Genomic DNA, 26947 nt, shown 5'->3' with positions numbered 1-26947 from the left:
TCGGGATTATGCCTGCATTGGGGCTTTCCCGGGGGATAAAACCTTGCGGAAAGGTCGCGGCGCAACAGACGGCCGTAGCCCTTCGTCCGGACAGGCGCCTGCAGCCAGCCAGGCCATACATGACCTGCCTCAGCCGGCCAGGTCCAGTTCGGCAAAGCCCTGGCGCTTCACCACGGCGTCCAGTTCCTTCAGCGTGGCCAGCAGGTCGTGCATGCGGGCCAGCGGCCAGGCATTGGGGCCGTCGGACAGGGCGTGTTCCGGATCGGGGTGGGTTTCCATGAAGAGGCCGGCCACGCCGGTGGCCACGGCCGCCCGCGCCAGCACGGGGATGAACTCGCGCTGGCCACCGGAGCGGTCGCCCTGCCCGCCCGGCAGCTGGACCGAGTGGGTGGCGTCAAAGACCACCGGGCAGCCGGTCTCGCGCATGATGGCCAGCGAGCGCATGTCGGAGACGAGGTTGTTGTAGCCGAAGCTGGCACCCCGCTCGCAGACCATGACGCAGTCTTCGTCGACCCCGGCCTCCTTCGCGGCGGCACGGGCCTTGGCCACGACCTGCTTCATGTCGTGCGGGGCGAGAAACTGGCCCTTCTTGATGTTGACGGGCCGGCCGCTGGCGGCCACGGCGTTGATGAAGTCGGTCTGGCGGCACAGGAAGGCCGGCGTCTGAAGCACGTCCACCACCTCGGCCACGGGTTTGATCTGGTCGATCTCGTGGACATCGGTGACGACGGGCACGCCGATCTGGCGCTTGACCTCGGCCAGCACCTTCAGCCCGCCCTCAAGCCCCGGTCCCCGGAAGGATTTGCCCGAGCTGCGGTTGGCCTTGTCGAACGACGACTTGTAGACGAAGGGGATATCCAGCTCGGCGCAGATTTCCTTGAGCTGGCCGGCGGTGTCGAGTGCCAGCTGCAGGGACTCGATGGCGCACGGCCCGGCCAGCAGGAAGAAGGGCTGGTCAAGCCCGGCGGGGCGTCCGGCGATCTTCATGAATGTTTCTCCTGCGAGGCCTGGCTGTCACCAGCCGCCGACTGCTGGGCACGCTGCTCGCTGGCATGAGCCAGCGCCGCCTTGATGTAGGCGATGAAGAGCGGATGCCCATGACGCGGGGTGGACGTGAACTCGGGGTGGAACTGCACGCCCAGGAACCACGGATGCGCATGCTCGCCAGCGGTGGGCAGCTCGACCGTCTCGGTCAGGCCCTCGACCGGGGTGCGGGCCGCGATGGTGAGCCCTGCCGCCTGCAGGCGGTCGACGTAGTCGTTGTTGACCTCGAAGCGGTGACGGTGACGCTCGTAGACCGAGTCGCCGTAGATGCTGGCCAGCAGCGTGCCGGAGCGCACCGGGCAGCGCTGTGCGCCCAGCCGCATGGTGCCGCCCAAGCCGGAGCTGTGGTCCCGCTTCTCGACGTTGCCGCTGCGGTCGGTCCATTCGGTGATGAGCGCGATGACCGGATGCGGGGTATCGAGCGCGAACTCGGTGCTGTTGGCATCCGTCAGCCCTGCCACGTGGCGCGCGTATTCGACCACGGCCAGCTGCATGCCCAGGCAGATGCCCAGGAACGGCACCTTGTGCTCGCGGGCAAACTGGATGGCCCGGATCTTGCCCTCGACACCGCGCTTGCCGAAGCCGCCCGGCACCAGGATGGCGTCGTAGTTGGCCAGCATGGCGGTGCCTTCACGCTCGATCTGCTCGGAATCGAGGTAGTCGATGGCGATGCGGGTGGAGGTGTGCATGCCGGCATGCACCAGCGCCTCGGTCAGCGACTTGTAGGACTCGGTGAGGTCGACGTACTTGCCGACCATGGCAATGCGCACGTGGTGGCGCGGATGCTCCAGCCGCTGGATGAGGGTGTCCCAGACGCTCAGGTCTGCGGGCGGACGGTCGAGCTTGAGCAGATCGACGAGGATGTCGTCGACCTTCTGCTCGTGCAGCATGCGCGGGATCTTGTAGATGGAGTCGGAATCACGCACGGAGATGACCGAATCCACCGGGATGTTGGAAAAGAGCGAGATCTTGGCGCGCTCGTCGTCAGGGATGGCGCGGTCGGCCCGGCACAGCACCATGTCAGCCTGGATGCCGATCTTGCGCAGCTCCTGCAGCGAGTGCTGGGTGGGCTTGGTCTTGAGCTCGCCGGCCTTGCCCAGGAAGGGCACCAGCGTGAGATGCACGAAGCAGGCGTTGCCGCGTCCGACCTTCAGGCTCATCTGCCGGGCGGCCTCGAGGAACGGCAGGGATTCGATGTCACCCACGGTACCGCCAATCTCGACGATGGCGACCTCGGCCTCGGCCGGGGTGCCCACACCTGCGCCACGCTCGACGAAGGCCTGGATCTCGTTGGTGATGTGCGGGATGACCTGCACCGTGCGGCCCAGGTACTCGCCCCGACGTTCCTTGCGGATGACGGAGTCGTAGATCTGACCGGTGGTGAAGTTGTTGGAGCGGCGCATGCGCGCTGAGACGAAGCGCTCGTAGTGGCCCAGGTCCAGGTCGGTCTCGGCGCCGTCCTCGGTGACGAAGACCTCGCCGTGCTGGAACGGGCTCATGGTGCCCGGGTCGACGTTGATGTAGGGATCAAGCTTCATCAACGTGACGTTGACCCCCCGCGACTCCAGGAGCGCGGCCATCGAGGCGGCGGCTATGCCCTTGCCCAGGGACGAGACCACGCCGCCGGTGACAAATACATATTTGGTCATGTATGCCCTTCCGGAAATGGAAATTGTAGCAATGATCCGGCCCCGGCCAAAGTGCGGCGATGGCGTTTGCGCGACCGGGAACCTCACGTTGCCGCGCCCGCCCCTGCCGGCCACCGCGGCAACGTTCCCATGACGCAAAAATGGACGATTGTCGAGCGGGGGGCTTTCCCCGTTTGCGCCGCAGCATGGCTTCACCGAAAATGACGGGGATATCGTGATGACTCCCCGGACGGGCTCTGGTGGCTGTGCCGCATGCGTCGGCTCGCGACAGGCCTCGGACCGGGCCCCTCGGACACCGAACCCGGGATCGTGCGGGCAAACACCCGGCCATCCCTCCCTCAAAGGAAGCCTCCATGGAGCGAGATGAATCCGTCGTCGAGATCGAACGCGACTCGATGGAATTCGATGTCGTGATCGTCGGCGCCGGACCGGCCGGCCTGGCCACCGCCATCCGGCTCAAGCAGCTGGCGGCCGAGAAGAACCAGGAGATCAACGTCTGTGTGCTCGAGAAAGGGGCCGAGGTGGGTGCCCATATCCTGGCGGGCGCCGTCATCGATCCGGAATCCCTCACCGAGCTGCTGCCCGACTGGAAGAAGGATGGCGCCCCGCTGCAGACCGAGGTCACGCACGACGAGGTGCTGTTCCTGACGGCCACAGGCACCCTGCGCACGCCGGAATGGGCCATCCCGCCGGGCATGAAGAACCATGGGGCCTACATCGGCAGTGCAGCGCAGCTGGTGCGCTGGCTGGGCGAGCAGGCCGAGGCGCTGGGCGTGGAGGTCTACCCGGGCTTTCCGGCAGCCCGCATCCTGTATGGCGACGAGGGCCAGGTGCGTGGCGTGATCACGGGCGACATGGGCGTCGGCCGTGATGGCAAGCCCACCGACGCCTTCCAGCCGGGCATGGAGCTGCTGGGCCGGTACGTGGTGTTCGCCGAGGGCTCGCGCGGGCACCTGGGGCGCGAGCTGATGGAGCGCTTCCAGCTGGAGGCCGAGTCCGACCCCCAGAGCTATGGCATCGGCATCAAGGAGCTGTGGGAGGTCCCACCCGAGAAGTTCCGCCCGGGACTGGTCGTGCACACGGCGGGCTGGCCGCTGGACAATGCCACCTACGGGGGCGGCTTCATCTACCACTTCGGCGAGAATCTGGTGGCCGCCGGCTACGTGGTGGGCCTCAATTACCAGAACCCCTATCTGTCACCCTTCGAGGAATTCCAGCGCTGGAAGACGCACCCGGCGCTGCGTGACACCTTCGAGGGCGGCCGTCGCCTGGAGTACGGCGCGCGCGCCATCACGGCTGGCGGCATCAACGCCCTGCCGAAGCTGGTCTTCCCGGGCGGCTGTCTGGTGGGCTGCGAGGCGGGCTTCCTGAACGCGGCCCGCATCAAGGGCGTGCATTCAGCCATCAAGAGCGGCATGCTGGCGGCCGAGAGCATCGCGCAGGCCCTGGCCGAGGGCCGCAGCCACGACGTGCTGCAGGGCTACCCCGAGGCCTTCCGCCAGTCGCCGCTGCACGAGGAGCTCTGGAAGACGCGCAACTTCAAGGCGGCCATGGGCAAGGGCCTGGTGCTGGGCAGCCTGCTGGTGGGGCTGGACCAGGTGGTGTTCCGGGGCAAGCTGCCGTTCACCCTGCACGTGAAGAAGGCCGACCACTGTTATCTGAAGCCGGCCAGCGAATGTCAACCCATCGAGTACCCGAAGCCCGATGGCAGGATCACCTTCGACCGGATGTCGTCGGTGTTCATCTCCAATGCCAACCACGACGAGAACCAGCCGTCGCACCTGCGCCTGAAGGACCCCGAGGTGCCGGTGGCGGTGAACCTGGCCCGCTACGCCGGGCCCGAGGCGCGCTACTGTCCGGCCGGCGTCTACGAGTTCGTCGAGCATGAGGACGGCAGCGGGCTGAAGCTGCAGATCAACGCGTCGAACTGCGTGCACTGCAAGACCTGCGACATCAAGGATCCGACGCAGAACATCGTCTGGACAACGCCGGAAGGCGGCGGCGGCCCGAACTACAGCAGCATGTAAGCCCTGGGCGCAGCCCTTCGGGACGCGCCCTTGCCCACGGGGGCCTGCAGGCCGCCCCCCGTTCCGGAACACCCCATGAAACGACACAGGGGGCCCGGCGATGCCGGGCCCCTGTGTTCATGCGTCTTCGTGCGTGCGAGGGCCAGTCGGGCGAGACCCCGGGCGACCGCCCTGGTTGTTGGCCTCGTTGACCACCAGCGTGCGCCCTTCCAGCAACGAGCCGTGCAGGGCGGCAATGGCTGCCTGGGCTGCCGGCGCGCTGGCCATGGTGACAAAGGCAAACCCTCTCGACCGGCCGGTATCCCGGTCGGAGATGATGCGGACACTGAGGACATCACCATGGGCAGCGAACAGCTGGGTCAGCTGCACATCCGTGGTGCGCCATGGCAAATTACCGACGTAGATCTTGGTGGACATGTAGTGAAACGGGCTTCCAGAAAAGGGACGAAACACGGCGTGCGGCTGTCGGATACCGAGGGGATCGATCGCCCGACGGCGTGATGCAGCCACAGCCCCCGCGCAGGAATCGGGGCCGATCGGGCGGCCCTCCATGCGAGGGATCGACGAGAAACGAGCGAGAACAGCCGTCCGTGCTTACGAACGGTAGAGCGCCAGCCCCTGAACAGGGCGGCAACCCCTGGAAGAGAGAACCGTTCCATTGCCTGGCAACCCCGTGGAAAGAGGCTGCCCGCCCGGCGGGGTCAGGCAGCGGTGCGAACGACTGCGCAACCCCGATACAGGCGCCTGCGGACCGACCGCAGGAAAACGCCCCGGCAAGCAACGGAATGGTGGCAACGCATTGAGGAGACCTTTCAAGCAAGCTGTCCCGTCACGGCGGAATGCAGCGCGTATATGAGACAGAAAGCGCTCGCATCCTGAGTTGCAGTGCCACAATATGAGAGTGTAACTTTTTTTGCCTGCTGCAGTGTGAATCTCCCCATGACTTGCGGTTCACACGATACTGGACAAAAATACAGGCTGATCGCCCTTGTCCCTTCTTCGATTCGCCTGCCACCATGCGCCCCCTCACCGCCCGGCAACGGGAAGTCCTTGCCCAGATCCAAGCGCATCTTGACCAGACCGGCTTTCCCCCCACCCGGGCGGAAATCGCCAGTGCGCTGGGCTTCCGGTCGGTCAATGCCGCTGAAGATCACCTGAAGGCGCTGGCCCGCAAGGGCATGATCGAACTCTGTGCCGGCACCTCGCGCGGCATCCGCCTGCTGCCGGCCGCCGAAGGTTCCCTGGAAGGCGCGATCCACCCTGCCGCTTCCGGCACGGCCGGTCATGCCACGGCCAGGGGAGCCAACGGCACCACGCTCACCCGGGGCGGGCGCAGCGTGACGGTGCGCGGGCTGGGTGCAGGCGCCATGGAGCGCGCCGCGGCGGCCGGGCTGCTGGGCAGCAGCCCCAGCATCTCGCTACCCCTGGTGGGGCGCGTGGCGGCCGGGCACCCCATCCTGGCCGAAAGCCACATCGAGGCCAGCTTCACGCTCGATGCCAGCCTTTTCGAGCGCCACCCCGACTATCTGCTGCGCATCCGTGGCGACAGCATGCGCGATGCGGGCATGCTGGATGGCGACCTGCTGGCAGTCAAGGCCACCTCCGACGCACACAATGGCCAGATCGTCGTGGCCCGCCTGGGACAGGAAGTCACCGTCAAGCGGCTGCACCGAAACGGGCTCAATGGCCCCGTGGAACTGCTGCCGGAGAATCCCGCCTATGAACCCATCGTCGTGCCTGTCGGCACCCGGGACTTCCATATCGAGGGCATCGGCGTGGGGCTGATCCGTCAGCGCCCCCCGCGCTGACGGAAAGCGTCAGATCAGCGACCTGCCTGCGTGGCCCGCAGGCGGGCATTCAGCGTATAGGTGCCGCCCACGCTGGCCGATCCCAGGCTGTGCCGCTTGATCAGCTCGATGGCCTGACGGCCGTCAAAACGCCCTTCAATGGGCAGGCGCTCCACATCCAGCGCATGCACGATGAAGTCATAGCGGTGCGGCAGCGCATCGTTCCACGGCGGGCACGGGCCATCGTAGCCGTAATAGTCGCCGTTCATGTCATGATCGGCAGCAAACCAGGCCGTGTAGTCGTTCACGCCCTGGCGGGTGCCGTCAGGCAGCTCCGGCCCCGGCTTGCCACGCGGCGAGACCTCGCTGGAATACACGCCCTCGCCCACCGAACGAAGCTCGGGCGGCAGGTCGATGAGCGTCCAGTGCATGAATTCCACGCGCGGCAGGTCGGCCGGCACTTCACGGTCCGGGTGATTCACGTCGTCGGGCCGCGAAGGTGCGTCATGGTCGATGCACAGCACGGCAAAGGAACGGGTGCCCTCGGGCACATCCTCCCAGGCCAGGTGCGGGTTGCGATTGTCGGAAAGGGTTACCCGCGAGGAGGGATCGGGTCGCGCGAAGGCCAGCGCATCAGGCAGCGGCTGGCCAGCCACGAAGGAGTCACTGCGTACTTTCATGCGTCTTCTCCAGGCATCGTTGCGGGTCAGGATGATTTGACGGAGTTTAGCATTCATGCCCCTCCCCACTCGGCGCATGCGCAGCCGGAGACTGTCGACGGATCCGGCATCTTTCCGTTTTCCCGTAGGCAGCGCCCTCGACACGCTGACCGCCCGGTTAATATTGTGGTAGTAATCAGGGACTTATTTTTGCCCCGGCCTGCGGGGGAGACAGGAACGCACATCGTCATGACAGAAGAGAACGTGGTCATTTTCGAGGAACCCGCCACAGCCGATGGCCGGCGCATCGGTCATGCCCGCCTCAACGCACCGGCATCGCTGAACGCACTGTCACTGGCCATGGTCGAGCAGCTGCTGCCACGCCTCAAGCAATGGATCCGGGATCCGGACATCGTGGCCATCGTGCTGGATGGCGCCGGATCGCGCGCATTCAGTGCCGGCGGTGATATCCGGGACCTTTACCATTCCATCAAGGAATACGGAGACCGCCCCAACCCCTACGCGCAGCGCTTCTTCTTCCTGGAATACGCGCTGGACTATCGCATTCACACCTGCACGAAGCCGGTGCTCTGCTGGGGGCACGGCATCGTCATGGGGGGCGGCCTGGGCCTGCTGGCCGGCGCCTCGCACCGTGTGGTCACCCCCGAGACCCGCATCGCCATGCCCGAGATCAGCATCGGTCTCTTCCCTGACGTGGGGGGTAGCTGGTTCCTGAGCCGACTGCCGGGCCGGGCCGGGCTCTTCCTGGCACTGACTGGTGCGCCGATGAACGCCTCGGACGCGCTCTTTTCCGGCATGGGCGATTTCTGCATTGACGATTCGGCCCGCGATGCGGTGCTGGCCGATATCCTGAAGGCGCACTGGGGCACCGACACGGCGGCGAACAAGGCCCAGATGACCCACCTGCTGGATGCGCATGAAAGCAAGGCCGAACGCGCGCCGTCCAACCTGCGCAAGCACTTCGACCTCATTCGCAAGACCGTGGGCATGGCCAGCCTGAAAGACACGGCCGAGCGCCTGCTGGCCCTGCCCACCGAGGGCGACGAATGGCTGGCCACGGCCGTGGACACGTTCCGGCGCGGCAGCCCCACCTCGGCCGCGCTGGCCTGGGAACTGCAGCACCGCTGCCGTCACCGCTCGCTGGCCGACGTGTTCCGCATCGAGTACAACGTGGCCATCAGCTGCTGTGCGGCCCATGACTTTGCCGAGGGCGTGCGTGCACTGCTCATCGACAAGGACCGGTCGCCCAAATGGGATCCGCCCACGCTGGCCGCCGTGGAGCAGAAGTTCATCGAAAGCCACTTCCGCGACCACCACGACGGCGCACATCCGCTGTCGGACTGGCGCTGAGACGTCAGGGGGCCGGGAATCGGGCCAGGCTTGTTGATTTGACCTGGCCTCGTTTTCCTTGACCTGGTTTTCCCTGGTCTGATTTGAAGTGGCCTGATCTGGCTTGGCGTGGTTTGCCTGGTTTGGTTTGCTGGGTCTGGCCAGATCTGATCTGCGCTGCTCTGACCTCTCCAGCCCAGACCGTAAAGACGAGAAGACAGGCTGCCCAAAGTCAGGCGGCCGACGGCAGCCCCGGTACCGCCGGGGGCGCGATGTCCGGCATGCCGTCGAAGAATTCGACGATACCGGTCTCCAGCGAGTATTCGGCCCCGACCACCAGCAGCCCCTCATGCGCGATCCAGTGTTCGAGGATGGGGGAGCCGTGCCGCAGGTGGTTGGCCGCGTGGCGGATGTTGGCGCGTACCGCATGCCGCTTCAGCCGCTCCGGATCGTTGGCCAGCTCGGTTTCCAGCAGGGGTTCGATGGATGGGCGAATGCGGTCCACCACGGCACGCAGGTTGGGGGAACGCCCCTTGGCGGGCAGCTTCAGCTCATCCAGCGTGGCCGAGATGGCACCACAGTTGGAATGGCCCAGCACCACCACCAGCCGGGTGCTGAAACGCTCGACGGCAAACTCGACGCTGCCGATCTGCGAAGGCGCCACGATGTTGCCGGCCACGCGGATGACGAACAGCTCGCCCAGCCCCTGATCGAAGACCAGCTCGGCTGGCACGCGGGAGTCCGCACAGCCCAGCAGCACGGCGAAGGGCGTCTGCTTCATGATGAGCTGGGAGCGGCGCGCCTGGTTGGTGGCCAGTGAGACGCCCCCCAAGCCGGCGACGAAACGGCTGTTGCCAGCCTGAAGGATCTTGAGGGCTTCGTGGGCTGGAATCATGGCGAGCAACAGACAGAAGAAGATGCCGGGCGCCGCCCCGGCGGAGTGAACGGCCGGCGTGTGACAAATATAACCCAAAGCCGGCCAGGGGCATTCCGTTGGCCAGCACTCCGTTGGGTGATCGACAGTACCCGGCCCTCCTCCCGGTCACTGCAGCAGTCTGGCCCCCGCCATGCGCAGCACCCCATCACGGCGGGCCAGCGTCGAGGCAGCGCCGGCAGCCCCGATGAAGTCGTAGCCACGACCGATCCGCGCAGGGCGCAGCCGATCGTCCAGACTGCCATCCGCCAGCTGGCCCACGCCGTTGCTGCCCCAGGCCCAGACACTGCCGTCACGCTGCAGACCCACGGCATGAGCGCCGCCCGCAGCCACGGCCACATAACCGCTGCCGATCTTCACCGGGCTCAGCCGGTCTTCATGGGTACCATCGCCCAGCTGACCCAGCAGGTTGCTGCCCCAGGCCCACAGCGTCCCGTCCTGCCCGATGGCAAAGGACTGGGCCGTGGAAGCCGTGACACTGCGGTAGCCGCTCCCGATCAGGACCGGCCGGGACTGGTCGTCCTCGTTGCCCGTGCCCAGGCGGCCCGATTCGCCCCGACCCCAGGCCCAAAGCCGGCCCTGGCGGTCGATGGCCAGCGAGTAGCCGGCCCCGGCCGCCACCGAACGGAAGCCCTGACCGATGACGACAGGGTCGGTGATGGTCTCCTGACTGCCATTGCCCACCTCACCCCAGCGGTTCTCACCCCAGGCCAGCAACGCGCCGTCCTTGCGCACCGCCAGACTGTGCCGATCGCCAGCAGCGATGGCCACGATGTCGCGGGCAATGCGTGTCGGCCTGTCCTGCGGCGTGTGATTGACCCGTCCGCGACCCAGCTGGCCATGGCGATCATCCCCCCAGCCCCACAGATTGCCTTGGCGATCCAGCGCCAGCGCATGGGCGCCGCCAACGGCCACGGCCTGATAGTCATGCCCCGGCAGGGGCAGGAAATCGTTCACCTGGGCCTGGGCAATGCCCACGCCCAGCTGTCCCCGCGTGTTGAGACCGCGTGCCCAGAGCCGGCCATCGGCCCCCAGGACCAGCATGAAGTCACGGGCTTGAGCCAGCCCGGCGACATCGCCCACCAGGCCCAGCGGAATCTCGCGCAGCGGCGTGATCTCCAGCGCCGACATCGTGGCCAGCAGCGGTCGTGGGGACATGCTTCGAACACTCGCCGAGGTGTTGCCCGGCACATCGGAACCCTGAGAGCGGCTCAGGGCAGAGATCGGGCGCAAGAGCGCGGCCGAGGGCGCGGCCCCCTGCCCGGCATGCCGAAGCGCCCCGGCATCCAGCCCGGCCACGGCCGCATGACCCGTGCCACGTGCATCGTCGACCTGGGGCGACGCGCTGACAGCCGTCTGAGCCGGCATTGGCGCCATCAGGCCATGACGCAGGGCGTTGCCCAGGGCCAGTGCCCCCAGCGCCGCCGCCACCGCCAGACCACTGTAAACCCCATTGGCCAGCACCCGCTGTGTTCTGCCTGCCAAGACCGCCATTGTTGTTCCCTGCCTGAATGAATATTCGAAAGAAGCAGGAATTTTCAGGCGTTGCGCGGCCGGGCCTGTCCGTCGGTCGGGCCTGGGGCGCACCAGTGGCGGAGGCTGGCAGCCGGCCGGCGACCGGCGTGCGCCCGTTGCGACAGGCATTTCAGCCACATGCAGGGCCCAGGCATGCTCAGGTGCAGGGGATGGCTTCCCAAGCGTCGCCGTCGACGTGCACGACGGTCGATTTAAAAGCAGCCCGCGGATGCCGATCCCTGCCAGGGTACCCCGCAGGCACGTCCGGGCGGCGCGGTATCGGAAGCACGCGGGCCTGATGAAGGACGGGCCATGCCCGCCGCAGCGTCACTCCTGGGGCTGCTGCTGTTGTTGCTGTTGCTGCTGTTTCAGCAGATCGGCGTAGCCCCCCTTGTTCTCGACATGGGTATAGCCCTGCTGCAGCAGCAGCTTGCGGGCCTGCTCGGCGCGACGGCCGCTGCGGCAGTAGAGCATCACCGGCGTGTCCTTGTTGGGCACCAGCGTCGAAATCTGCCCGGCGATCTGTTCGACCGGCACGTTGTGAGCGCCTTCCAGATGGCCGCCGTCGAACTCCTTCGGCGTACGCACGTCGATCCAGATGGGCTGGGCAGCCGGTGCAACGTCACCAGCCTGCGTCGCCTGTGCAGCATCAGCCGCCTGGACACCGACCGTGGGCACGGCTGCCAGCACCAGGCCGCCCGAAACCGCCAGCGCAGCTCCCAGAGTCCGGAAACCGGCGTGCGAGAAGATCTTCATCATGTTCAGAGTCTCAAAAAGGAAGGGTCAGAGTGAAAATTCCAGAAAACACAATCAGAACACGGCTTTGGACAGCCCGCGCTCCAGGTCGGCGCAGATGTCCTCGGGCGATTCCAGACCGATGGCCATGCGCAACTGGCCTTCGCCGATGCCGGCGGCCGCGCGCGCCTCGGGGCTCATCTTGCCATGGGTGGTGCTGGCCGGGTGCGTGATGGTGGTTTTCACGTCACCCAGATTGGCGGTCACCGACACCACCTGGCAACTGTCGACCACCTGCCAGGCGTTCTGGCGGGTGACGTCGGGACTTGTGCCCTTCACCTCAAAGGCCAGCACCGGGCCAAAGCCGCTCTGCTGGCGCTTGGCCAGTTCATGCTGCGGATGGCTGGGCAGACCCGGATAGTAGACGCGCGCCACGGCCGGATGGGCCTCCAGCCAGCGCGCCACGGCCAGGGCGCTGTCGGACTGGGCGCGAATGCGCACCGGCAGCGTCTGCAAGCCGCCCAGCAGGATCCATGCGTTGAAGGCCGACAGCGCCGGACCCGTATAGCGCAGCACCGGTTCAAGCTTCTCCTTCATGTAGGACTGGCTGCCCAGCACGGCTCCACCCAGCACCCTGCCCTGGCCATCCAGATACTTGGTGGCCGAATGCACGACGACATCGGCGCCCAGTTCCAGCGGGCGCTGCAGCACTGGCGTGGCAAAGGTGTTGTCCACCACCAGCAGCGCACCGTGGCGATGTGCAAGCTCGGCCAGCGCCCGGATGTCGGCCACCTCGGTGGACGGGTTGGCCGGGCTCTCCACGAACAGGAAGCGCGTCTTGCCCGGCTGGATGGCGGCCTCCCAGGCCTTCAGGTCGGCGATGTCCACATAGGTGGCCTGCACACCATAGCGCTCGAAGAGTGCAAAGAGCTGCACCGTGGTGCCGAACACCGAGCGCGAGGAAACAATATGGTCACCCTGCCCGGTCAGGCTCATGACCACCGCGTGGATGGCCGCCATGCCGGAGCCGGCCGACAGGCACATCTCGGCGCCTTCCAGCGCGGCCAGACGGTCCTGGAAGACCCGCACGGTGGGATTGCGAAAACGCGAATAGATGAAGCCATCCACTTCACCGGCAAACTTGGCGGCGGCGTGCGCGGCATTGTCGTGAACGAAGCTGGAGCTGAGGTAGATGGCCTCGGAGTGTTCACCGAATTCGCCCGGATCGAAACCGGCACGCACGGCCAGGGTCTCCAGGCTGACGTCGGCCAGGCGTTCGTTCCAGGGGGCACGCCGTGCGCTGCCGTGTCCCGGGGCAGTCGGCGCAGCGGCCGGATCGTGCGGATGAGTGTGGGTATCGGCAGGCTTGGTCATGTCATCGTTCCTGAAAGATGGAGAGAACCCAGCGCCGGAAACCCCGCAGGCGGGCAGCTCCGGCGGTGAGATGAAGACAGCAGCGGCGCGTCTCGCAGACGCACTGCTGCTCCCCTCGAAATGCTCTGGCCGGCCCCTGTTCCGGCCAGAAGTGCTTCAGCTGGCCGCGTCGGCTGCCCGGCGTGCCTCGTCCGCCTTCTTGCGCGACGCTTCCAGCGCCGCCAGCGATTCGGGCGTGACATCACCGGTGCAGTAGACGCCATCGAAGCAGGAGGCATCGAAGCGCGTGGCACGGGCGCCGGAATCCCACGCAGCCTGCTTCATCGCCTCGATGGACTGATAGACCAGCGCATCGGCCCCGATGGCGTCGCGGATCGCGTCGTCATCACGTTCGTAAGCGATCAGCTCACTGCGGGTGGGCATGTCGATGCCATACACATTGGGAAAGCGCACCGGAGGTGCCGCAGAAGCAAAGAACACCTTGTTGGCGCCTGCCTCGCGGGCCATCTGCACGATCTCGCGCGAGGTGGTGCCCCGCACGATGGAATCGTCGACCAGCAGCACGTTCTTGCCCTTGAACTCGATACTCATGGCATTGAGCTTCTGACGCACCGATTTCTGGCGCACGGCCTGGCCGGGCATGATGAAGGTGCGGCCCACGTACCGGTTCTTGATGAAGCCCTCGCGGTAGGCAAGCCCCAGACGGCCGGCCAGCTGCATGGCGGACGGACGCGAGGTCTCGGGAATGGGGATGACCACATCGATGTCCTCAAGGCGCAGCTGCTGCTCGACCGTGGCTGCCAGCTTCTCGCCCAGCCTCAGGCGCACGTCATAGACCGAGGCGCCGTCGATCACCGAATCGGGGCGTGCGAAGTAGACGTACTCGAAGATGCAGGTGGACAGCGGGCCGGCCTTGTCATAGGTCCGGCTATGGAAGCCCCCGTCGCGGTCGATGAAGATGGCCTCGCCGGGCTCCAGATCACGCACCAGCCGGAAGCCTAGGCCCTCCAGCGCCACCGATTCCGACGCCACCAGGTACTCGGTACGGCCGTTCTCGGCCTCGGCCACGCCGTAGCAGAGCGGCCGGATGCCCAGCGGATCACGGAAGGCCAGCAGCCCGTAGCCGGCGATCTCGGCCACGCAGGCGTAGGCACCACGCGCCCGGCCATGCAGCGCGGCCACCGCCTGGAAGATGGTGTCCGGATCCAGCGTCACGCCCCGCGCCTGGTTGTCCAGCTCGTGCGCCAACACGTTCAGCAGGACTTCGGAATCCGAGTCCGTGTTGATGTGCCGGCGGTCGCGCTGGAAGAGTTCCTGCTTGAGCGCGTCGGTGTTGGTGAGATTGCCGTTGTGGGCCAGGATGATCCCGAACGGGGCATTCACGTAGAAGGGCTGCGCCTCTTCCAGACTCACGGCCGAACCTGCCGTGGGGTAGCGGACATGGCCAATGCCCGTACAGCCCGGCAGCGCCCGCATGTTGCGGGTGCGAAAGACGTCCCGCACCAGCCCGCTGCCCTTGTGAACCGCGAAGGAGCGGCCGCTGCTGGTGCCGATACCGGCCGCGTCCTGTCCCCGATGCTGCAGAAGCAGCAGTCCGTCATACAACAACTGGTTGGCCGGCGCCTGTCCGACCAGGCCCAAGATTCCGCACATGATGATGCCCCGCTCGAAAAAGAAAAACCTGACTCACGCGAACCTATGGCCCAGGGTGGGCCGAGGGCTCACGGCTGGGGCTGGAACTGCCCCAAGTATCTGAAACCGGCCTCGACCATGCCGTCCAGCAGCGGCCGGGCATGCGCGTCCTGCCAGGAGAGGTCCAGAGGGACGCCCTGCTTCATGGCAACGACGCAGGCCATGGCCACGACCGTGATGATGACGGCCGCACGCGCCGCGCCCAGCAGCGCGCCGAAGAAGCGATCGAGCCCGCCCAGGCCAATGGCCCGCATGGCACGACTGACCATGGCACCCACGAAGCGGCACAGGACGAAGAGCACGAGAAAGACGATGACCTGCAGCACCAGGGTCGGCATGGAGAAACTGGCCACCCAGGGGGCCACCAGCGCCGAGACGGGGGCGGTGAACAGGAAGGCCAGCACCCAGGCCGCCAGGCCGAAGGCGGTGCGCACGAAACCGCGCCAAAGACCCATGAGAATGGACAGCACGGCCACCAGACCGATGGCCCAGTCCCAGAGGGTGGCGCTGGCAAACCAGGTGGACATGGGCGTCTCCGTATCGGTTGAAGGAAGGTCAGAGGGCGATCAGTGCGGCGGTGACCCCGGCCCGCTTGAGTGCCTGCTGGGCCTGTTCGGCGTCTTCACGTGACGCGAATGGCCCCACGCGCACCCGGATCCAGTCGCCATTGCTGGTCTTGACCGTTTCCTGATAGGCATTGAAGCCGGCCTTGGCCACACGATCGACGGCCGCGCGGGCGCTCTTCACGTTGCTGTAGGCCCCCACCTGCACCAGGAAGCGGCGCGACTGCTGTCGGGCGGTCGGGCGGGCTGCATTGCTGCCCGAATCGACCTGGTCAATGAGGCGGGCCAGCACGTCGGGGCGGTTGTCGGCGTCGGACTGCGCCCCCCCTTGCGTCATCGGCAGCGGCTTGGGCAGCGGGGCATTGGCCGGGCGCTGGGTCGTGTTGCCGGACGGGGCCGTGGCCGGCCGGGCCGGACGTGCCTGGTTGGCCGCATCCTGCCCCGCTGCAGCACGTCCCCGGCCAGCAGCGGTGTCGGGTGCTGCGGAACGGGCCGATTGCGGGGATGACGGCGGCACGGCGGGCGTGGCGGGAGTCTCCGGATCCTGACCCGTCCTTGCGCTCAGGTCAGGCAGGTTCACCGACGGCTGATCGCCGGGTGCACGGGGTGCCCCCTGACCGGATGCGGCGGGCTGCCCGGCAGCGCCCTCTTCCAGCATCACCACCTGGTCGGGCATGACGGAACGGGCGGCCTCGTCGGCCACCGGCGGGCGGATCCAGGGCTGGTCAGCCCGGGTGGAGTTGGCCGCAGCCTCGACCGTCATGGGCAGCGAGCGCAGGCCGGTGCGCGGCTCGGATTCGAGCAGCATGGGCACGACGAAGGCTGCCACCAGACACAGGGCGATCGCGCCCACCAGGCGATGGCGGGCCTTCTTCTTCTCGGCCAGCGAGGCGTCGGCAGCGGAGTCGGAACCGTTGCGGGATTTCGGGCGCGACATCAATTCGAGGGGGGCGTGGCGGACAGATCCTCGCGCACGGCGGGCAAGGCAAGCGCCACCGTGAGAAACGAGCCAAAGACGATGATTCTATCATCCGGTCCCGCCTGCCTGCGCGCCAGACGTAGCCCCTCGTCGGGTGTGGTGGAACACACCACACTGCGGTCGATGCCCTTTCTGCGATCGACCAGATCGTCGATGCCCGCCATGTGCAGGTGATCGGCCAGCATCCGGGCGGTGGTGCCGCGAGGCCCGGGCAGATCGCAGCAGATCCAGTGGTCCACATGATTGGCCAGATGGGCAATCACGCCGTCGATGTCCTTGTCGGACAGCATGCCGAAGACCGCGTAGGTGGCCGGGTGGTAGGCCATGTTGCCCAGATTGGCCACCAGATGCCCGGCCGCATGGGGGTTGTGCCCCACGTCCAGGATGATGGTGGGCTGCCCCGGCAGCACCTGGAAGCGTCCCGGCATCTCGACCAGCGACAGGCCGCGTCGGATGTCCTGGGCACTGACCGGCAGCTGGCCACGCACGGCCTGCAGTGCAGCCAGCACGCCAGAAGCGTTGAGCAGCTGGTTCATCCCGCGCAGCGCCGGATAGGCCAGACCGCTGCGCCGCGTGCCCCGCCCTGTCCAGGCCCACTGCTGGCGGTCGCCTGCATAGTTGTAGTCGCGCCCCAGCAGCCACAGGTCGGCACCGATCTCCTCGGCGTGACGCACCAGGCTCTGTGGCGGTTGCGGATCGCTGCAGATGGCGGGCCTGTCCGGCCGGAAGATGTGGGCCTTTTCCAGCGCGATGGTCTCGCGGTCGTTGCCCAGCCACTGCGCATGGTCAATGGCCACGCTGGTGACGATGGCACAGTCCGCATCCACGAGGTTGACGGCATCCAGCCGTCCGCCCAGACCGATCTCCATCACCACCGCATCCAGCGGCTCGCGCGAGAAGGCCAGGAACATCACCAGCGTGGTGAACTCGAAGTACGACAGCGACACGTCGCCGCGGGCCAGCTCCACCTGCTCGAAGAGCGGCAGCAGCGCCTCGTCGGACAGCTCCTCACCGTCGATGCGGATGCGCTCATTGAAGCGCAGCAGGTGCGGCGAGGTGTGCAGGCCCACCCGGTAGCCGGCCGCACGCAGGATGGCATCCAGCATGGCGCAGGTGGAGCCCTTGCCGTTGGTGCCGGCCACCACGAACTTCACGCCCGGCAGCTGGATGCCCAGTCGACGATAGACCTCACCGACGCGCTCCAGCCCCAGGTCGATGGGCTTGGCGTGTCGCGTTTCCAGAAGCGTCAGCCAACCATCCAGCGTGGTCGGCAGCGTAAAGGCTGACATCGATGGGCGTCCCTCAGGCGGCTGCAGGCGTGGGTGCAGGCGTCGGTGCCGGCTCGGGCGGCGGCTCGATCTTGGGCTCGCGCACCACCGGCGGCTGCTTCTGCAGCAGCGCCGCCAGGTCGGCCAGCGTCTGGCGCATGTCACGACGGTGCACGATCATGTCGATGGCGCCTTTCTCCAGCAGGAACTCGGCCCGCTGGAAGCCCGGCGGCAGCTTCTCGCGCACCGTCTGCTCGATGACGCGCGGACCGGCAAAGCCCACCAGCGCGTTGGGCTCGGCGATCACCACATCGCCCAGGAAGGCGAAGCTGGCCGAGACACCACCCATGGTGGGGTCGGTCAGCACCGAGAAGTACGGCAGCCGCTCAGCCCCCAGACGGCTCAGGGCCGCCGTGGTCTTGGCCATCTGCATCAGCGACAGCAGGCCTTCCTGCATCCGTGCACCGCCCGAGGCCGCGATCGAGATGAACGGGCAACGCTTTTCCAGCGCCCGTTCGACGCCACGCGCAAAGCGCTCGCCCACCACCGAGCCCATCGAGCCGCCCATGAAGTCGAACTCGAAGCAAGCTGCCACCACCGGAAGCCCTTCCAGCGTGCCCTCCATCACCACCAGCGCATCGGTCTCGCCGGACGCACTGGCCGCTTGCGACAGACGGTCGGTGTACTTGCGCGAATCCTTGAACTTCAGCGCATCGACCGGACGCACGTCCTGCCCCAGTTCCTTGCGGTTTTCCGTGTCCAGCAGGCGCTCCAGGCGCAGCCGGGCGCGCAGCCGCATGTGGTGCTCACATTTCGGGCAGACGTTGAGGTTCTTTTCCAGCTCGGTGGAGTAGAGAACGGCATCGCAGGCCGGGCACTTCACCCAGAGCCCCTCCGGCACCTGCTTGGCGCGGGACGTACTGTTGGAGCGCTTGAGCCCCGGCGGCAGAATCTTGTCGAACCAGCTCATGGATCGGGTTCCTTCTGAATGAGGAATCAGGAGTTTGGGACGGACCGGACGGCACGCGACGACGCGTCCCGGCCCATCGGCGAATGGGACAGGGTCAGGCCGAAGCCCCCCGCTTCGGGTTGGCGTCGATGGCGCTGCGCACCTCGGACAGCCAGGCCTGGGCACGGGCCGGCGCACCGGCGGGATCACCGGCTTCCAGCACCTCGATCAGGCGGCTGCCGATGATGACGGCATCGGCAAACTCGGCCACGCGAGCAGCCGTGGTCGCATCCTTGATGCCGAAGCCCACGCCCACCGGCAACTGTACCGCCTCACGGATGGCCGGCAGTGCACGTGCCACGGCATCAGTGTCGAGATTGCCTGCACCGGTGACGCCCTTGAGCGAGACATAGTAGACGTAGCCGCTGGCCACTGCCGCCACCTTCTGGCGACGATCCGACCCGGACGTGGGCGCCAGCAGGTAGATGAGGTCGATGGCACGGCTGCGCAAGGCGGCTGCGTAGTCCCGGGCTTCTTCTGGCGGGCAATCCACCACCAGCACGCCATCCACCCCGGCCTTCGCGGCCGCTTCGGCAAAGGTCTCGATGCCCACCGCCTCGATGGGGTTGCAGTAGCCCATCAGCACGATCGGGGTCGTCGGGTCCTCGCGGCGGAACTCGGTCACCAGCGCCAGCACCTTGGACAGACTCATGCCGGCGGCCAGCGCCCGGTCATTGGCCCGCTGGATGGTGGGGCCATCGGCCGCGGGGTCGGAGAACGGCACACCCAGCTCGATGATGTCCGCGCCGCCCGCCACCAGCGCGCGCAGCACCGCCAGCGCCTGTTCGGGCTCGGGAAAACCGGCCGTGACATAGGGAATCAGTGCGGCGCGGCCCTGTCGCGCCTTCTCGGCAAAAACCGCGGCAATGCGCGGCGAACCGGCATGCCCCGTCGGGGCTGCCTTCGTGTCAGGTGTATTCATGCCAGATGGAACGATATGCGTACGGATGAAAGGAAAAGGCGCCCGGAACATGCCCCTTCACGACAGAAGGCACCCCGGATCATGCCTCTCAGGCCCAGCTCTGGCCCGCGCGCTGGGCCACGGTATGCATGTCCTTGTCGCCCCGGCCCGACAGGCAGACCAGGATGATCTCGTCCTTGCTCATGGTGGGCGCGCGTCGTACCGCCTCGGCCAGCGCATGACTGGATTCCAGCGCCGGAATGATGCCCTCGATGCGGCAGCAGTCGTGGAAGGCTGCCAGCGCCTGGGCATCGTCAATGGGCACGTACTCGGCACGTCCCGAATCCTTCAGCCAGGCGTGTTCGGGGCCCACACCCGGGTAGTCCAGCCCGGCCGACACCGAATGCGTCTCGATGACCTGCCCGTCGGCATCCTGCAGCACATAGGTGCGGTTGCCGTGCAACACACCCGGCACGCCGCACTGCAGCGAGGCCGCATGCCGGCCGGTCCCGATGCCGTCACCGGCGGCCTCCACACCCACCAGCTTCACGGCGGCGTCGGGAATGTACGGATGGAAGATGCCGATGGCATTGGAGCCCCCGCCCACGGCGGCAATCACCACATCCGGCTGTCGCCCCGCATAGGCCGGCATCTGCACCCGGCACTCCTGGCCGATGATGGCCTGGAAGTCGCGCACCATCATCGGATACGGATGCGGACCGGCCACCGTGCCGATGATGTAGAAGGTGTCGTCAACGTTCGTCACCCAGACCCGCATCGCCTCGTTGAGCGCGTCCTTCAGCGTCTTCGAGCCCGACTCCACCTCGACCACCTTCGCACCCAGCAGGTTCATCCGGTAGATGTTCTGGCGCTGGCGGGCGGCGTCGATCGAGCCCATGTACACCGTGCACTCCAGCCCGTAGCGCGCGGCCACCGTGGCCGTGGCCACCCCGTGCTGGCCCGCGCCCGTCTCGGCAATGATGCGCTTCTTGCCCATGCGCCGTGCCAGGAGCACCTGACCGATGGCGTTGTTGATCTTGTGGGCCCCGGTGTGGTTGAGATCCTCACGCTTGAAGTAGATCTGCGCCCCGCCCAGCATCTGCGACCAGCGCCGCGCGTGATAGACCGGGCTGGGCCGCCCCACGAAGTGCTCCAGCTCGTCGCGGAACTCTGCCTGGAAATCCGGATCGTGGCGGTAGCGCTCGTAGGCCTCGCGCAGCTCGGTGAGCGCGCCGATCAGCGTCTCGGAGACGAACAGGCCACCATAGGGGCCGAAATGCCCGGATGCATCCGGAAAATCATAGGCATCAGTCGTCATCACACCTTCCGATAGAAAAACCATTCAACCAGCCTGCGCCCGATCCGCATCGGCCTGCAACACGGCTGTCATGAAACGCTCCATTCTAACCGTGTCTTTCTTCCTTGGATCGTCCCCCTGAATCCCGCTGGACACATCCACCGCAAAAGGCCCCACCTGACGGATCGCCTCGCCCACCGTCTCGGGTCTCAATCCGCCAGCCAGCACCAGACGCGGTTCATCGTCACGGGGCGATCCGGCCTGCGAGCGCCCCTCCAGCAACGACCAGTCAAACGCATGCCCGGTGCCACCAAAACCCGGACCGGCACTGTCCAGCAGACAGCATTCCGCCTGCCCGAACAGCCCCAGCGCCTCATCCAGCGCTCGGGCATCCGCCGGCACCCGTCCCGCCTGCAGCCACGCAGCGCGCTCCTCAGCGGCCACCTGCCCGCCAATGCGCAGCGCCTTCCAGTACCGGACACCCTGCCCACCCAGTGCAGCCAGCCCCTGCGCTGTCTCGTCGCCGTGTGCCTGAACCACATCCAGCCCCACCCGGCGCACGCCCTCCAGCATGACATCCAGCGGCTCGTTCACGAACAGCCCCACCGCCCGCACCCAGGACGGCAGACGCCGCCGCAGCACCGCGGCCTCATCCAGCGTCACGCAGCGTGCACTCTTCGGATAGAAGACAAACCCGACCGCATCCACCCCCAGCGCCACCGCCGTATCCACATCCTGCGGACGCACCAGCCCACAGAACTTCACCCGCGTACGCTGCACTGTCATCCCTTTCTCCCTGGCTCCCGGTTCCCGTCCAGGCCGCCCCTGTGCCCGGAATCCCACAGAAGTATAGGACCTGCCCTCACACCAGCTCCGCCATCGACAGCGGACGCACCGTACAGGGCAATCCCCAGGCCTCGTCATAGCGCACCGACGCCAGATACAGCCCTCCGGCCGCAAACGTCGGCGCCCCGGCTGACCGTGAGCGCGCAGCCAGCACCTCGGCCATCCACGACACCGGGCGCCGCCCGTCCCCCACATACACCAACGATCCCACCAGATTGCGCACCATGTGATGCAGGAAGGCATTGGCCGTCAGCCGCATCATCACGAAGGCGCCATGGCGCTCCACCGTCCATTCCGTCAGCGTGCGCACCGGCGTGGCCGCCTGGCATTCCGAGGCCCGAAAGCTGCTGAAATCATGCGTGCCCAGCACCGACCGGGCTGCGGCCTGCATCCGCGCCACGTCCAGCGGCCGATGCGTCCAGCCGGCGCGCCCCTGCCACAGTGGCGGCGCCACGGGACTGTCGATGAGCACATACCAGTAGGTGCGTTCCCGGGCCGAGAAACGGGCGTCGAAATCGGCATCCGGCGCCAGCGGCGCGGCCCAGCGCACCGCCACCGTATCCGGCAGGTGGGCATTGGCGCCCCGTACCCAGGCCGTGGGTGGCCGTTGCGCCGTGGTGGAGAACTCGATGACCTGTTCCAGCGCGTGCACCCCGGCATCGGTACGTCCGGCACAACGGATGTCGATGGTCTGCCCTGCCACGGCCGACAGCGCCGCTTCCACCGTGGTCTGGACCGACGGCGCCAGGCCCGGCACAGGGGGCTGCTTCTGCCAGCCGCAGAAATCCCGGCCATCGTAGGACACGCCGCAGACCCAGCGATGACGCGGCACATCACCCATCTGCCCGTCGGCAGGCTGCGTTTCTGCACCGCCAGCCGGCAGCACGCCCTCAGCCCGCCCCGCCTCTGCCTGCCTGTCGCCTGTCAGATCGTCGTCCATCGTCACTCCCGAGGTGTGTCCGTCCGGTATTCTGCCCGAACGCACCATCCCCCGCGTCCAGGCCCCGCAACGAGCGCCCAAAAACGAAACTGCCACCGTCATCCCGAAGGACGAGGGTGGCAGTTGAAGCCCCCGCCGTGCGGGGGCAATCGTCGGGTCGGAAGCTGTCGATCAGAGATCGGCAAGCAGTTCGCGAGCGCGCTGCTGTTGGGCGGCGTCACCGCCGTTGATCACTTCTTCCAGCAGTTCGCGGGCACCTTCCTTGTCGCCGATCTCGACATAGGCCGAGGCCAAGTCCAGCTTCGAGGCCATTTCCTGCCACTGGCTGGAAGCCGCACCACTCATGGTGATCGGACCGGAGATCGTCGACGGCGACAGATCCAGGCCGATGGCGCCCAGGCCATCACCCTCACCGCCCGACGCATGGCCCATGTCCAGCGACTCGGTGATGGTCGTGTCGATGTTCAGATCGGTGACGGTGCTCGGGCCTTCATCCAGGTCCAGCGGCGCGTCCAGATCCAGCGAGGGCAGCTCGACACCCGGCATGGCCGACAGCGGACCGGAACGGGTCGACTGGAAGGTCTGCACCGGCTTCGATTCAGCCTCGGCAGCCGGCTTGTTGTAGCCGCCATCGAAGGCCAGGCCTTCATCCAGCGAGGGCGACGACACTGCCTGTGCTTCCGGCTCGACAGCGGCGGCCACACCCGCCACGCCAGCGGCAACCGCGGCAGCCCCTGCGGCAGCCATGCCGCCAACATCAGCAGCCGGCGAAGCCACCGGCGACGGGGCGGCCAGATCGGCCGTGCCATCACCATACAGCGCGTTGTCCGGATCCAGGGCGGCACCCATCTGCACCACCTTCGACCATTCCTCGTTCAGGCCGCCGGTCATGTCGTGCATTTCGCGCGCCATCTGGCCAAAGGCCACCGTGTCCTTGCGACCCGAGTAGATCTCCAGCAGCTTCAGGCGGATGGCCTGGCGCTCGGGCTGGCGCTTCAGCGCCTCGCGCAGGATCTCTTCGGCCTGGGTCTCGCGACCGTAGGCGATGTAGACCTCGGCCTCGGCGATCGGGTCGACCTCGGTCGGCGTGCTCTCGCTGATCGTGGTGATCTGCGTGCTGGCGCCGGTCATCGTGTCGACGCTCTGGCCACCGGTGGTGCCGAACAGCGAGTTGGCGCTGAATTCGTCGGCGCTGATGCTGTCGGAGAAGCCGTCATCCTCGCGGCGGCGGCGGCGCAGCATCCAGAAGCCCAGACCCGCGGCCAGGGCAGCCACGCCCAGACCCGGCAGCAGCAGGGAATTCTGCGACAGCCCCTCGATCAGGCCGCCCTGCTCCTCACTTTCGTTGACCGGCGCGGGCTTGGGCATGTCCTTGGACTTGTCGGCATCGCCGTTGGTCACGCGCTCGACCTCGGCCTTGGCATCGGCAGCAGCACGCTCGACGGCGTCCTTGTCCGCACCCTCGGCCGGTTTGGACTGATCCTGCTCGGCGGCAGCCTTATCAGCCGCGGCTTTCTCGGCAGCAGCCTTGTCTGCGGCGGCCTTGTCAGCGGCAGCCTTGTCGGCAGCCGCCTTCTCTGCAGCGGCCTTCTCGGCAGCAGCCTTGTCAGCAGCCGCTTTCTCGGCGGCAGCCTTCTCGGCAGCGACCTTGTCGGCGGCGGCCTTGGCCTCGGCAGCCAGCTTGTCAGCCGCAGCCTTGGTCTGGGCAGCCTTCTCGGCCACGGCCTTCTCGGCAGCCGTTTTCTCGGCAGCAGCCTTGTCAGCCACCTTGCTGGCGGCGTCGCGGGCCTTGTCGGCAGCCGCCGTGGCAGCTGCAGCCACCGTGCCGCTGACCTGGGCACCGGCAACGCGGGCTTTCTCCAGCTGAGCCTGCAGGTCAGCCAGCGACTTGTCCTTCAGCTCCAGCATGCTCTTCAGGGCGCCAACGTTCTTCTCCAGCTCGGCGATGCGGCTGTTGGCTTCCTTGAGCGCGGCCTCACGGGCCACCTGGGCTTCGGCATCACGGGCACCGACGGCGCTGCCCTGCTCATCCTTGCCACCTTCCGAGCGGCTCAGCTCCAGGCGGTCCTGGCTGCCGGCCTGACCACCGCGCTCATCATCAACCTTCGCGCTGATGGCACCGCTGGCGGTGCTGCTGCCGTTGCCCGTAGCCACTTCAGGCGTGGTGCCGGCCATGCGCTCCTTGTAGGAGCGGAAGTCGCGCGCCGCCATGCGCAGCTGGCGACCAGCCTCGGTGCTGTCGATCGCGGCGATCTCGCCCTCGGACGGGATGGTCAGCGTGCGGCCCTGACGGAGCAGGTTGGGGTTGTTCTGGATGAACGCCGTCGGGTTGGTGCGGTAGATGGCCACGATGGTCTGATCCAGCGTGGCGCTGGCCGGACGCACGCGGGCAGCGATCATGCCCAGCGTCTCGCCCTGACCCACCGTGACGGTGCCGCCTTCGCTGCTGGCGTCACGACCAGCCTTGGCCTGTGCAGCCGGCTGCTGCTTGGCCTCGGTCGGCTGGCTGGCAGCCTGCGAACGGCCCTGTGCACCGCGCTCCTGGTTGACCAGGCGGCCGGTGGCGGGATCGATGGTGCGCACGGCGTTGCTGCCGGACGCGGCCGCGCCGGTGGCAGCGGCTGCCGTGGCGGCGCCGGCCACAGGTGCATTGCCCGAACGGTTGGCCTGGTTGGCGTTCTGCTGGGTCGGAGGATCCAGCAGGAAGGTGTATTCACGGCTGAACGTGCCCGACGCCCAGCTCAGCTCGACCACCAGATCCACGAAGGGATCGTTGATGGGCCGGCTGGAAGTGACCTTGATGAAGTAGCGACCGCCCCGGTTCTCGACGTCCATGCGCACGCCGGACAGCGCTTCCTTGTACTGCAGACCCACACGGCTGAAAGCCTCGGGCGAGGCGATCCGTGCCTTGAGCGATTCGGCCTCGTCAGGGCTGACGGAGGTGACTTCCACCTCGGCGCGCAGCGGCTGTCCCAATGCGGACTGGACGGTCAGGCGGCCGAGACCGGCAGCCTCGGCGGACGTGACGCCACCCCCGGACAGAATCGCCAGGGCGACGGCAACCGCAGTCGCCATCTGGCTGCGCCCGGAGCCACCAGACGTCATCGAATGCAATTTACTGCGGGGCTGTTCAGACAAGGTACCACCTCTTACAGGAACTGGAACGAAACAAACTCTTTGGATGGCCCGGCGGGAATCTGCCCGCCGGGAAACGGGCCAGGGAAACTTCAGTCAACTCTCAAGCGGTCATCACGCAGCCAGCGGGCGCTCCAGCACGATCCTCAGCATCCGGCGCAGCGGTTCGGCGGCCCCCCACAGCAGCTGGTCGCCGACCGTGAAGGCACTGAGGTAGCCCTTGCCGAGCGTGAGCTTGCGCAGGCGGCCGATCGGCACGTGCAGCTTGCCGGTGACGGCTGCCGGCGTGAGTTCGGCCAGCGACGCCTCACGATCGTTGGGCACGACACGCACCCAGTCGTTGGCACCTGCCAGCATCTCTTCGATGGCCGGCAGCGGCAGATCCTCGCGCAGCTTGATGGTCAGTGCCTGGCTGTGGCAGCGCATGGCGCCCACCCGAACGCAGATGCTCTCGACCGGAATGTGGTTTTCCGGCGTGCGACCCAGCATCTTGTTCAGCTCGGCATCGCCCTTCCACTCCTCGCGCGACATGCCGTTGCCCAGGTCCTTGTCGATCCAGGGCAGCAGGCTGCCTGCCAGGGGGAAGCCGAACTGCTTGGTGGGGAAATCCGCCGCACGCATGGTCTCGGCGACCGTACGGTCGATGTCCAGGATGTTGCTTCCCGGATTCGACAGCTCGGTTGCCACCGATGCGTGGATTGCGCCCATCTGACTGACCAGCTCCCTCATGTGTTGTGCACCACCGCCAGAGGCGGACTGATAGGTCATTGCCGTGACCCACTCGACCTGATCCGCCTGCAGCAGACCGCCGAGAGCCATCATCATCAGGCTAACCGTGCAGTTACCGCCAATGAAATCCCGATTACCGGTCTGTATGGCCGCATCAATGACATGACGGTTGACCGGATCCAACACGATCACGGCCTTTTCATCCATCCGCAGCGACGACGCCGCGTCGATCCAGAAGCCCTTCCAGCCGGCTGCGCGCAGCTTCGGATGCACGTCCAGCGTGTAGTCGCCGCCCTGGCAGGTGACGATCGCATCGAGCGCGGACAGGGCCTTGATGTCGTGGGCGTCGCCCAGCGGCGCGTCGCCCATCGGCGCCTTGCCACCCGCGTTCGACGTGCTGAAGAACACCGGATCGAACAGATCGAAGTCCTTCTCGGCGCGCATCCGGTCCATCAGGACCGAGCCCACCATGCCACGCCAGCCCACCAGACCAACCCGATACTTCCTGCTCATG

Annotated in this window: 22 protein-coding genes; 3 read left to right on the top strand and 19 right to left on the bottom strand. The window is 67.0% G+C overall.

Going from position 1 to position 26947, the window contains the following annotated elements:
• Window positions 1-129: 129 nt before the first annotated feature.
• Both kdsA and pyrG read right to left on the bottom strand, forming a co-directional pair.
• Entirely contained in the window at window positions 130-987 is an 858-nt protein-coding gene (kdsA, locus tag EL249_RS07715; protein WP_005673301.1) for a 3-deoxy-8-phosphooctulonate synthase, read from the bottom strand.
• A complete protein-coding gene (gene pyrG / locus EL249_RS07710) occupies window positions 984-2693 on the bottom strand; it encodes a CTP synthase (protein WP_005673302.1) in 1710 nt (569 codons plus the stop codon). The genes kdsA and pyrG overlap by 4 nt, the downstream gene beginning before the upstream one ends.
• A 353-nt stretch (window positions 2694-3046) precedes the next feature.
• On the opposite strand from pyrG, the gene EL249_RS07705 reads away from it, so the two are divergent.
• A complete protein-coding gene (locus EL249_RS07705; protein ID WP_005673303.1) occupies window positions 3047-4720 on the top strand; it encodes an electron transfer flavoprotein-ubiquinone oxidoreductase in 1674 nt (557 codons plus the stop codon).
• Between the two features lie 117 nt (window positions 4721-4837).
• Here EL249_RS07705 and EL249_RS07700 read toward each other — a convergent pair whose 3' ends face one another.
• On the bottom strand, window positions 4838-5137 hold the full coding sequence (locus EL249_RS07700; protein WP_005673304.1) for an RNA recognition motif domain-containing protein: 300 nt from the start codon (window positions 5135-5137) through the stop codon (window positions 4838-4840).
• Window positions 5138-5736: 599 nt separating this feature from the next.
• On the opposite strand from EL249_RS07700, the gene lexA reads away from it, so the two are divergent.
• Window positions 5737-6528: a transcriptional repressor LexA gene (gene lexA / locus EL249_RS07695; RefSeq protein WP_005673305.1), complete on the top strand. Its 792-nt coding sequence runs from the start codon at window positions 5737-5739 to the stop codon at window positions 6526-6528.
• 14 nt (window positions 6529-6542) lie between these two features.
• On the opposite strand, the gene EL249_RS07690 is transcribed toward lexA, so the two are convergent.
• Window positions 6543-7187: a YbhB/YbcL family Raf kinase inhibitor-like protein gene (locus EL249_RS07690; protein ID WP_005673306.1), complete on the bottom strand. Its 645-nt coding sequence runs from the start codon at window positions 7185-7187 to the stop codon at window positions 6543-6545.
• Window positions 7188-7415: 228 nt separating this feature from the next.
• Here EL249_RS07690 and EL249_RS07685 point away from each other — a divergent pair, with 228 nt between their 5' ends.
• On the top strand, window positions 7416-8537 hold the full coding sequence (locus EL249_RS07685; RefSeq protein WP_005673307.1) for an enoyl-CoA hydratase/isomerase family protein: 1122 nt from the start codon (window positions 7416-7418) through the stop codon (window positions 8535-8537).
• A gap of 211 nt (window positions 8538-8748) precedes the next feature.
• Here the strand turns inward: EL249_RS07685 and EL249_RS07680 are convergent, their stop codons facing one another.
• The 15 genes from EL249_RS07680 to asd all read right to left on the bottom strand — a co-directional run bounded on the left by EL249_RS07680 (window position 8749) and on the right by asd (window position 26946).
• Window positions 8749-9411 (bottom strand): carbonic anhydrase, encoded by a 663-nt coding sequence (locus EL249_RS07680; RefSeq protein WP_050781841.1) that lies wholly within the window; start codon window positions 9409-9411, stop codon window positions 8749-8751.
• A gap of 147 nt (window positions 9412-9558) precedes the next feature.
• On the bottom strand, window positions 9559-10935 hold the full coding sequence (locus EL249_RS07675) for an RCC1 domain-containing protein (RefSeq protein WP_170169601.1): 1377 nt from the start codon (window positions 10933-10935) through the stop codon (window positions 9559-9561).
• A gap of 357 nt (window positions 10936-11292) precedes the next feature.
• On the bottom strand, window positions 11293-11724 hold the full coding sequence (locus EL249_RS07670; protein WP_005673310.1) for a rhodanese-like domain-containing protein: 432 nt from the start codon (window positions 11722-11724) through the stop codon (window positions 11293-11295).
• A gap of 51 nt (window positions 11725-11775) precedes the next feature.
• Window positions 11776-13074: an O-succinylhomoserine sulfhydrylase gene (locus EL249_RS07665; protein WP_005673312.1), complete on the bottom strand. Its 1299-nt coding sequence runs from the start codon at window positions 13072-13074 to the stop codon at window positions 11776-11778.
• 156 nt (window positions 13075-13230) lie between these two features.
• Window positions 13231-14727 carry an amidophosphoribosyltransferase gene (gene purF, locus EL249_RS07660; RefSeq protein WP_005673313.1) on the bottom strand — a complete coding sequence of 499 codons (1497 nt, stop codon included), beginning with the start codon at window positions 14725-14727 and terminating at the stop codon, window positions 13231-13233.
• Between the two features lie 68 nt (window positions 14728-14795).
• Complete coding sequence (locus EL249_RS07655) at window positions 14796-15293, bottom strand: CvpA family protein (protein WP_005673314.1); 498 nt, start codon at window positions 15291-15293, stop codon at window positions 14796-14798.
• Between the two features lie 28 nt (window positions 15294-15321).
• Window positions 15322-16266, bottom strand: a complete 945-nt coding sequence (locus tag EL249_RS07650) for an SPOR domain-containing protein (protein ID WP_005673315.1) — start codon at window positions 16264-16266, stop codon at window positions 15322-15324.
• Window positions 16266-17597: a bifunctional tetrahydrofolate synthase/dihydrofolate synthase gene (gene folC / locus EL249_RS07645; RefSeq protein ID WP_005673316.1), complete on the bottom strand. Its 1332-nt coding sequence runs from the start codon at window positions 17595-17597 to the stop codon at window positions 16266-16268. The genes EL249_RS07650 and folC overlap by 1 nt, the downstream gene beginning before the upstream one ends.
• A 13-nt stretch (window positions 17598-17610) precedes the next feature.
• Entirely contained in the window at window positions 17611-18546 is a 936-nt protein-coding gene (accD, locus tag EL249_RS07640) for an acetyl-CoA carboxylase, carboxyltransferase subunit beta (protein ID WP_005673317.1), read from the bottom strand.
• Between the two features lie 94 nt (window positions 18547-18640).
• Window positions 18641-19507 (bottom strand): tryptophan synthase subunit alpha, encoded by an 867-nt coding sequence (gene trpA, locus EL249_RS07635; RefSeq protein ID WP_005673318.1) that lies wholly within the window; start codon window positions 19505-19507, stop codon window positions 18641-18643.
• Between the two features lie 88 nt (window positions 19508-19595).
• Window positions 19596-20804, bottom strand: coding sequence for a tryptophan synthase subunit beta (gene trpB / locus EL249_RS07630; RefSeq protein ID WP_040529806.1), 1209 nt, complete (start codon window positions 20802-20804; stop codon window positions 19596-19598).
• A gap of 24 nt (window positions 20805-20828) precedes the next feature.
• The gene (locus tag EL249_RS07625; RefSeq protein ID WP_005673320.1) at window positions 20829-21569 is read right to left on the bottom strand and encodes a phosphoribosylanthranilate isomerase; all 741 of its coding nucleotides are present in this window, start codon (window positions 21567-21569) and stop codon (window positions 20829-20831) included.
• 76 nt (window positions 21570-21645) lie between these two features.
• Window positions 21646-22569 (bottom strand): tRNA pseudouridine(38-40) synthase TruA, encoded by a 924-nt coding sequence (gene truA, locus EL249_RS07620; protein ID WP_005673321.1) that lies wholly within the window; start codon window positions 22567-22569, stop codon window positions 21646-21648.
• A gap of 171 nt (window positions 22570-22740) precedes the next feature.
• Window positions 22741-25644 (bottom strand): motility hub landmark protein FimV, encoded by a 2904-nt coding sequence (locus EL249_RS07615; RefSeq protein ID WP_040529809.1) that lies wholly within the window; start codon window positions 25642-25644, stop codon window positions 22741-22743.
• Window positions 25645-25818: 174 nt separating this feature from the next.
• Complete coding sequence (gene asd / locus EL249_RS07610; protein ID WP_005673325.1) at window positions 25819-26946, bottom strand: aspartate-semialdehyde dehydrogenase; 1128 nt, start codon at window positions 26944-26946, stop codon at window positions 25819-25821.
• Window position 26947 lies beyond the last annotated feature (1 nt).

This window comes from Lautropia mirabilis, assembly GCF_900637555.1.
Lineage (GTDB): Bacteria > Pseudomonadota > Gammaproteobacteria > Burkholderiales > Burkholderiaceae_E > Lautropia > Lautropia mirabilis.
The sequence above is the reverse complement of the archived record's forward strand: the minus strand, read 5'-3'. Positions and strand labels throughout refer to the sequence as shown.

What these genes read in the sequence shown, in the direction of transcription:
- pyrG (WP_005673302.1), bottom strand. Translation starts at nt 2,693, where the DNA reads ATGACCAAATATGTATTTGTCACCGGCGGCGTGGTCTCGTCCCTGGGC.
- purF (WP_005673313.1), bottom strand. Translation starts at nt 14,727, where the DNA reads ATGTGCGGAATCTTGGGCCTGGTCGGACAGGCGCCGGCCAACCAGTTG.
- EL249_RS07700 (WP_005673304.1), bottom strand. Translation starts at nt 5,137, where the DNA reads ATGTCCACCAAGATCTACGTCGGTAATTTGCCATGGCGCACCACGGAT.
- trpA (WP_005673318.1), bottom strand. Translation starts at nt 19,507, where the DNA reads ATGAATACACCTGACACGAAGGCAGCCCCGACGGGGCATGCCGGTTCG.
- kdsA (WP_005673301.1), bottom strand. Translation starts at nt 987, where the DNA reads ATGAAGATCGCCGGACGCCCCGCCGGGCTTGACCAGCCCTTCTTCCTG.
- EL249_RS07655 (WP_005673314.1), bottom strand. Translation starts at nt 15,293, where the DNA reads ATGTCCACCTGGTTTGCCAGCGCCACCCTCTGGGACTGGGCCATCGGT.
- EL249_RS07690 (WP_005673306.1), bottom strand. Translation starts at nt 7,187, where the DNA reads ATGAAAGTACGCAGTGACTCCTTCGTGGCTGGCCAGCCGCTGCCTGAT.
- EL249_RS07685 (WP_005673307.1), top strand. Translation starts at nt 7,416, where the DNA reads ATGACAGAAGAGAACGTGGTCATTTTCGAGGAACCCGCCACAGCCGAT.
- EL249_RS07625 (WP_005673320.1), bottom strand. Translation starts at nt 21,569, where the DNA reads ATGACAGTGCAGCGTACGCGGGTGAAGTTCTGTGGGCTGGTGCGTCCG.
- lexA (WP_005673305.1), top strand. Translation starts at nt 5,737, where the DNA reads ATGCGCCCCCTCACCGCCCGGCAACGGGAAGTCCTTGCCCAGATCCAA.
- EL249_RS07665 (WP_005673312.1), bottom strand. Translation starts at nt 13,074, where the DNA reads ATGACCAAGCCTGCCGATACCCACACTCATCCGCACGATCCGGCCGCT.
- folC (WP_005673316.1), bottom strand. Translation starts at nt 17,597, where the DNA reads ATGTCAGCCTTTACGCTGCCGACCACGCTGGATGGTTGGCTGACGCTT.
- EL249_RS07705 (WP_005673303.1), top strand. Translation starts at nt 3,047, where the DNA reads ATGGAGCGAGATGAATCCGTCGTCGAGATCGAACGCGACTCGATGGAA.
- trpB (WP_040529806.1), bottom strand. Translation starts at nt 20,804, where the DNA reads ATGACGACTGATGCCTATGATTTTCCGGATGCATCCGGGCATTTCGGC.
- EL249_RS07680 (WP_050781841.1), bottom strand. Translation starts at nt 9,411, where the DNA reads ATGATTCCAGCCCACGAAGCCCTCAAGATCCTTCAGGCTGGCAACAGC.
- EL249_RS07650 (WP_005673315.1), bottom strand. Translation starts at nt 16,266, where the DNA reads ATGTCGCGCCCGAAATCCCGCAACGGTTCCGACTCCGCTGCCGACGCC.
- truA (WP_005673321.1), bottom strand. Translation starts at nt 22,569, where the DNA reads ATGGACGACGATCTGACAGGCGACAGGCAGGCAGAGGCGGGGCGGGCT.
- asd (WP_005673325.1), bottom strand. Translation starts at nt 26,946, where the DNA reads ATGAGCAGGAAGTATCGGGTTGGTCTGGTGGGCTGGCGTGGCATGGTG.
- EL249_RS07670 (WP_005673310.1), bottom strand. Translation starts at nt 11,724, where the DNA reads ATGATGAAGATCTTCTCGCACGCCGGTTTCCGGACTCTGGGAGCTGCG.
- accD (WP_005673317.1), bottom strand. Translation starts at nt 18,546, where the DNA reads ATGAGCTGGTTCGACAAGATTCTGCCGCCGGGGCTCAAGCGCTCCAAC.
- EL249_RS07615 (WP_040529809.1), bottom strand. Translation starts at nt 25,644, where the DNA reads ATGGCGACTGCGGTTGCCGTCGCCCTGGCGATTCTGTCCGGGGGTGGC.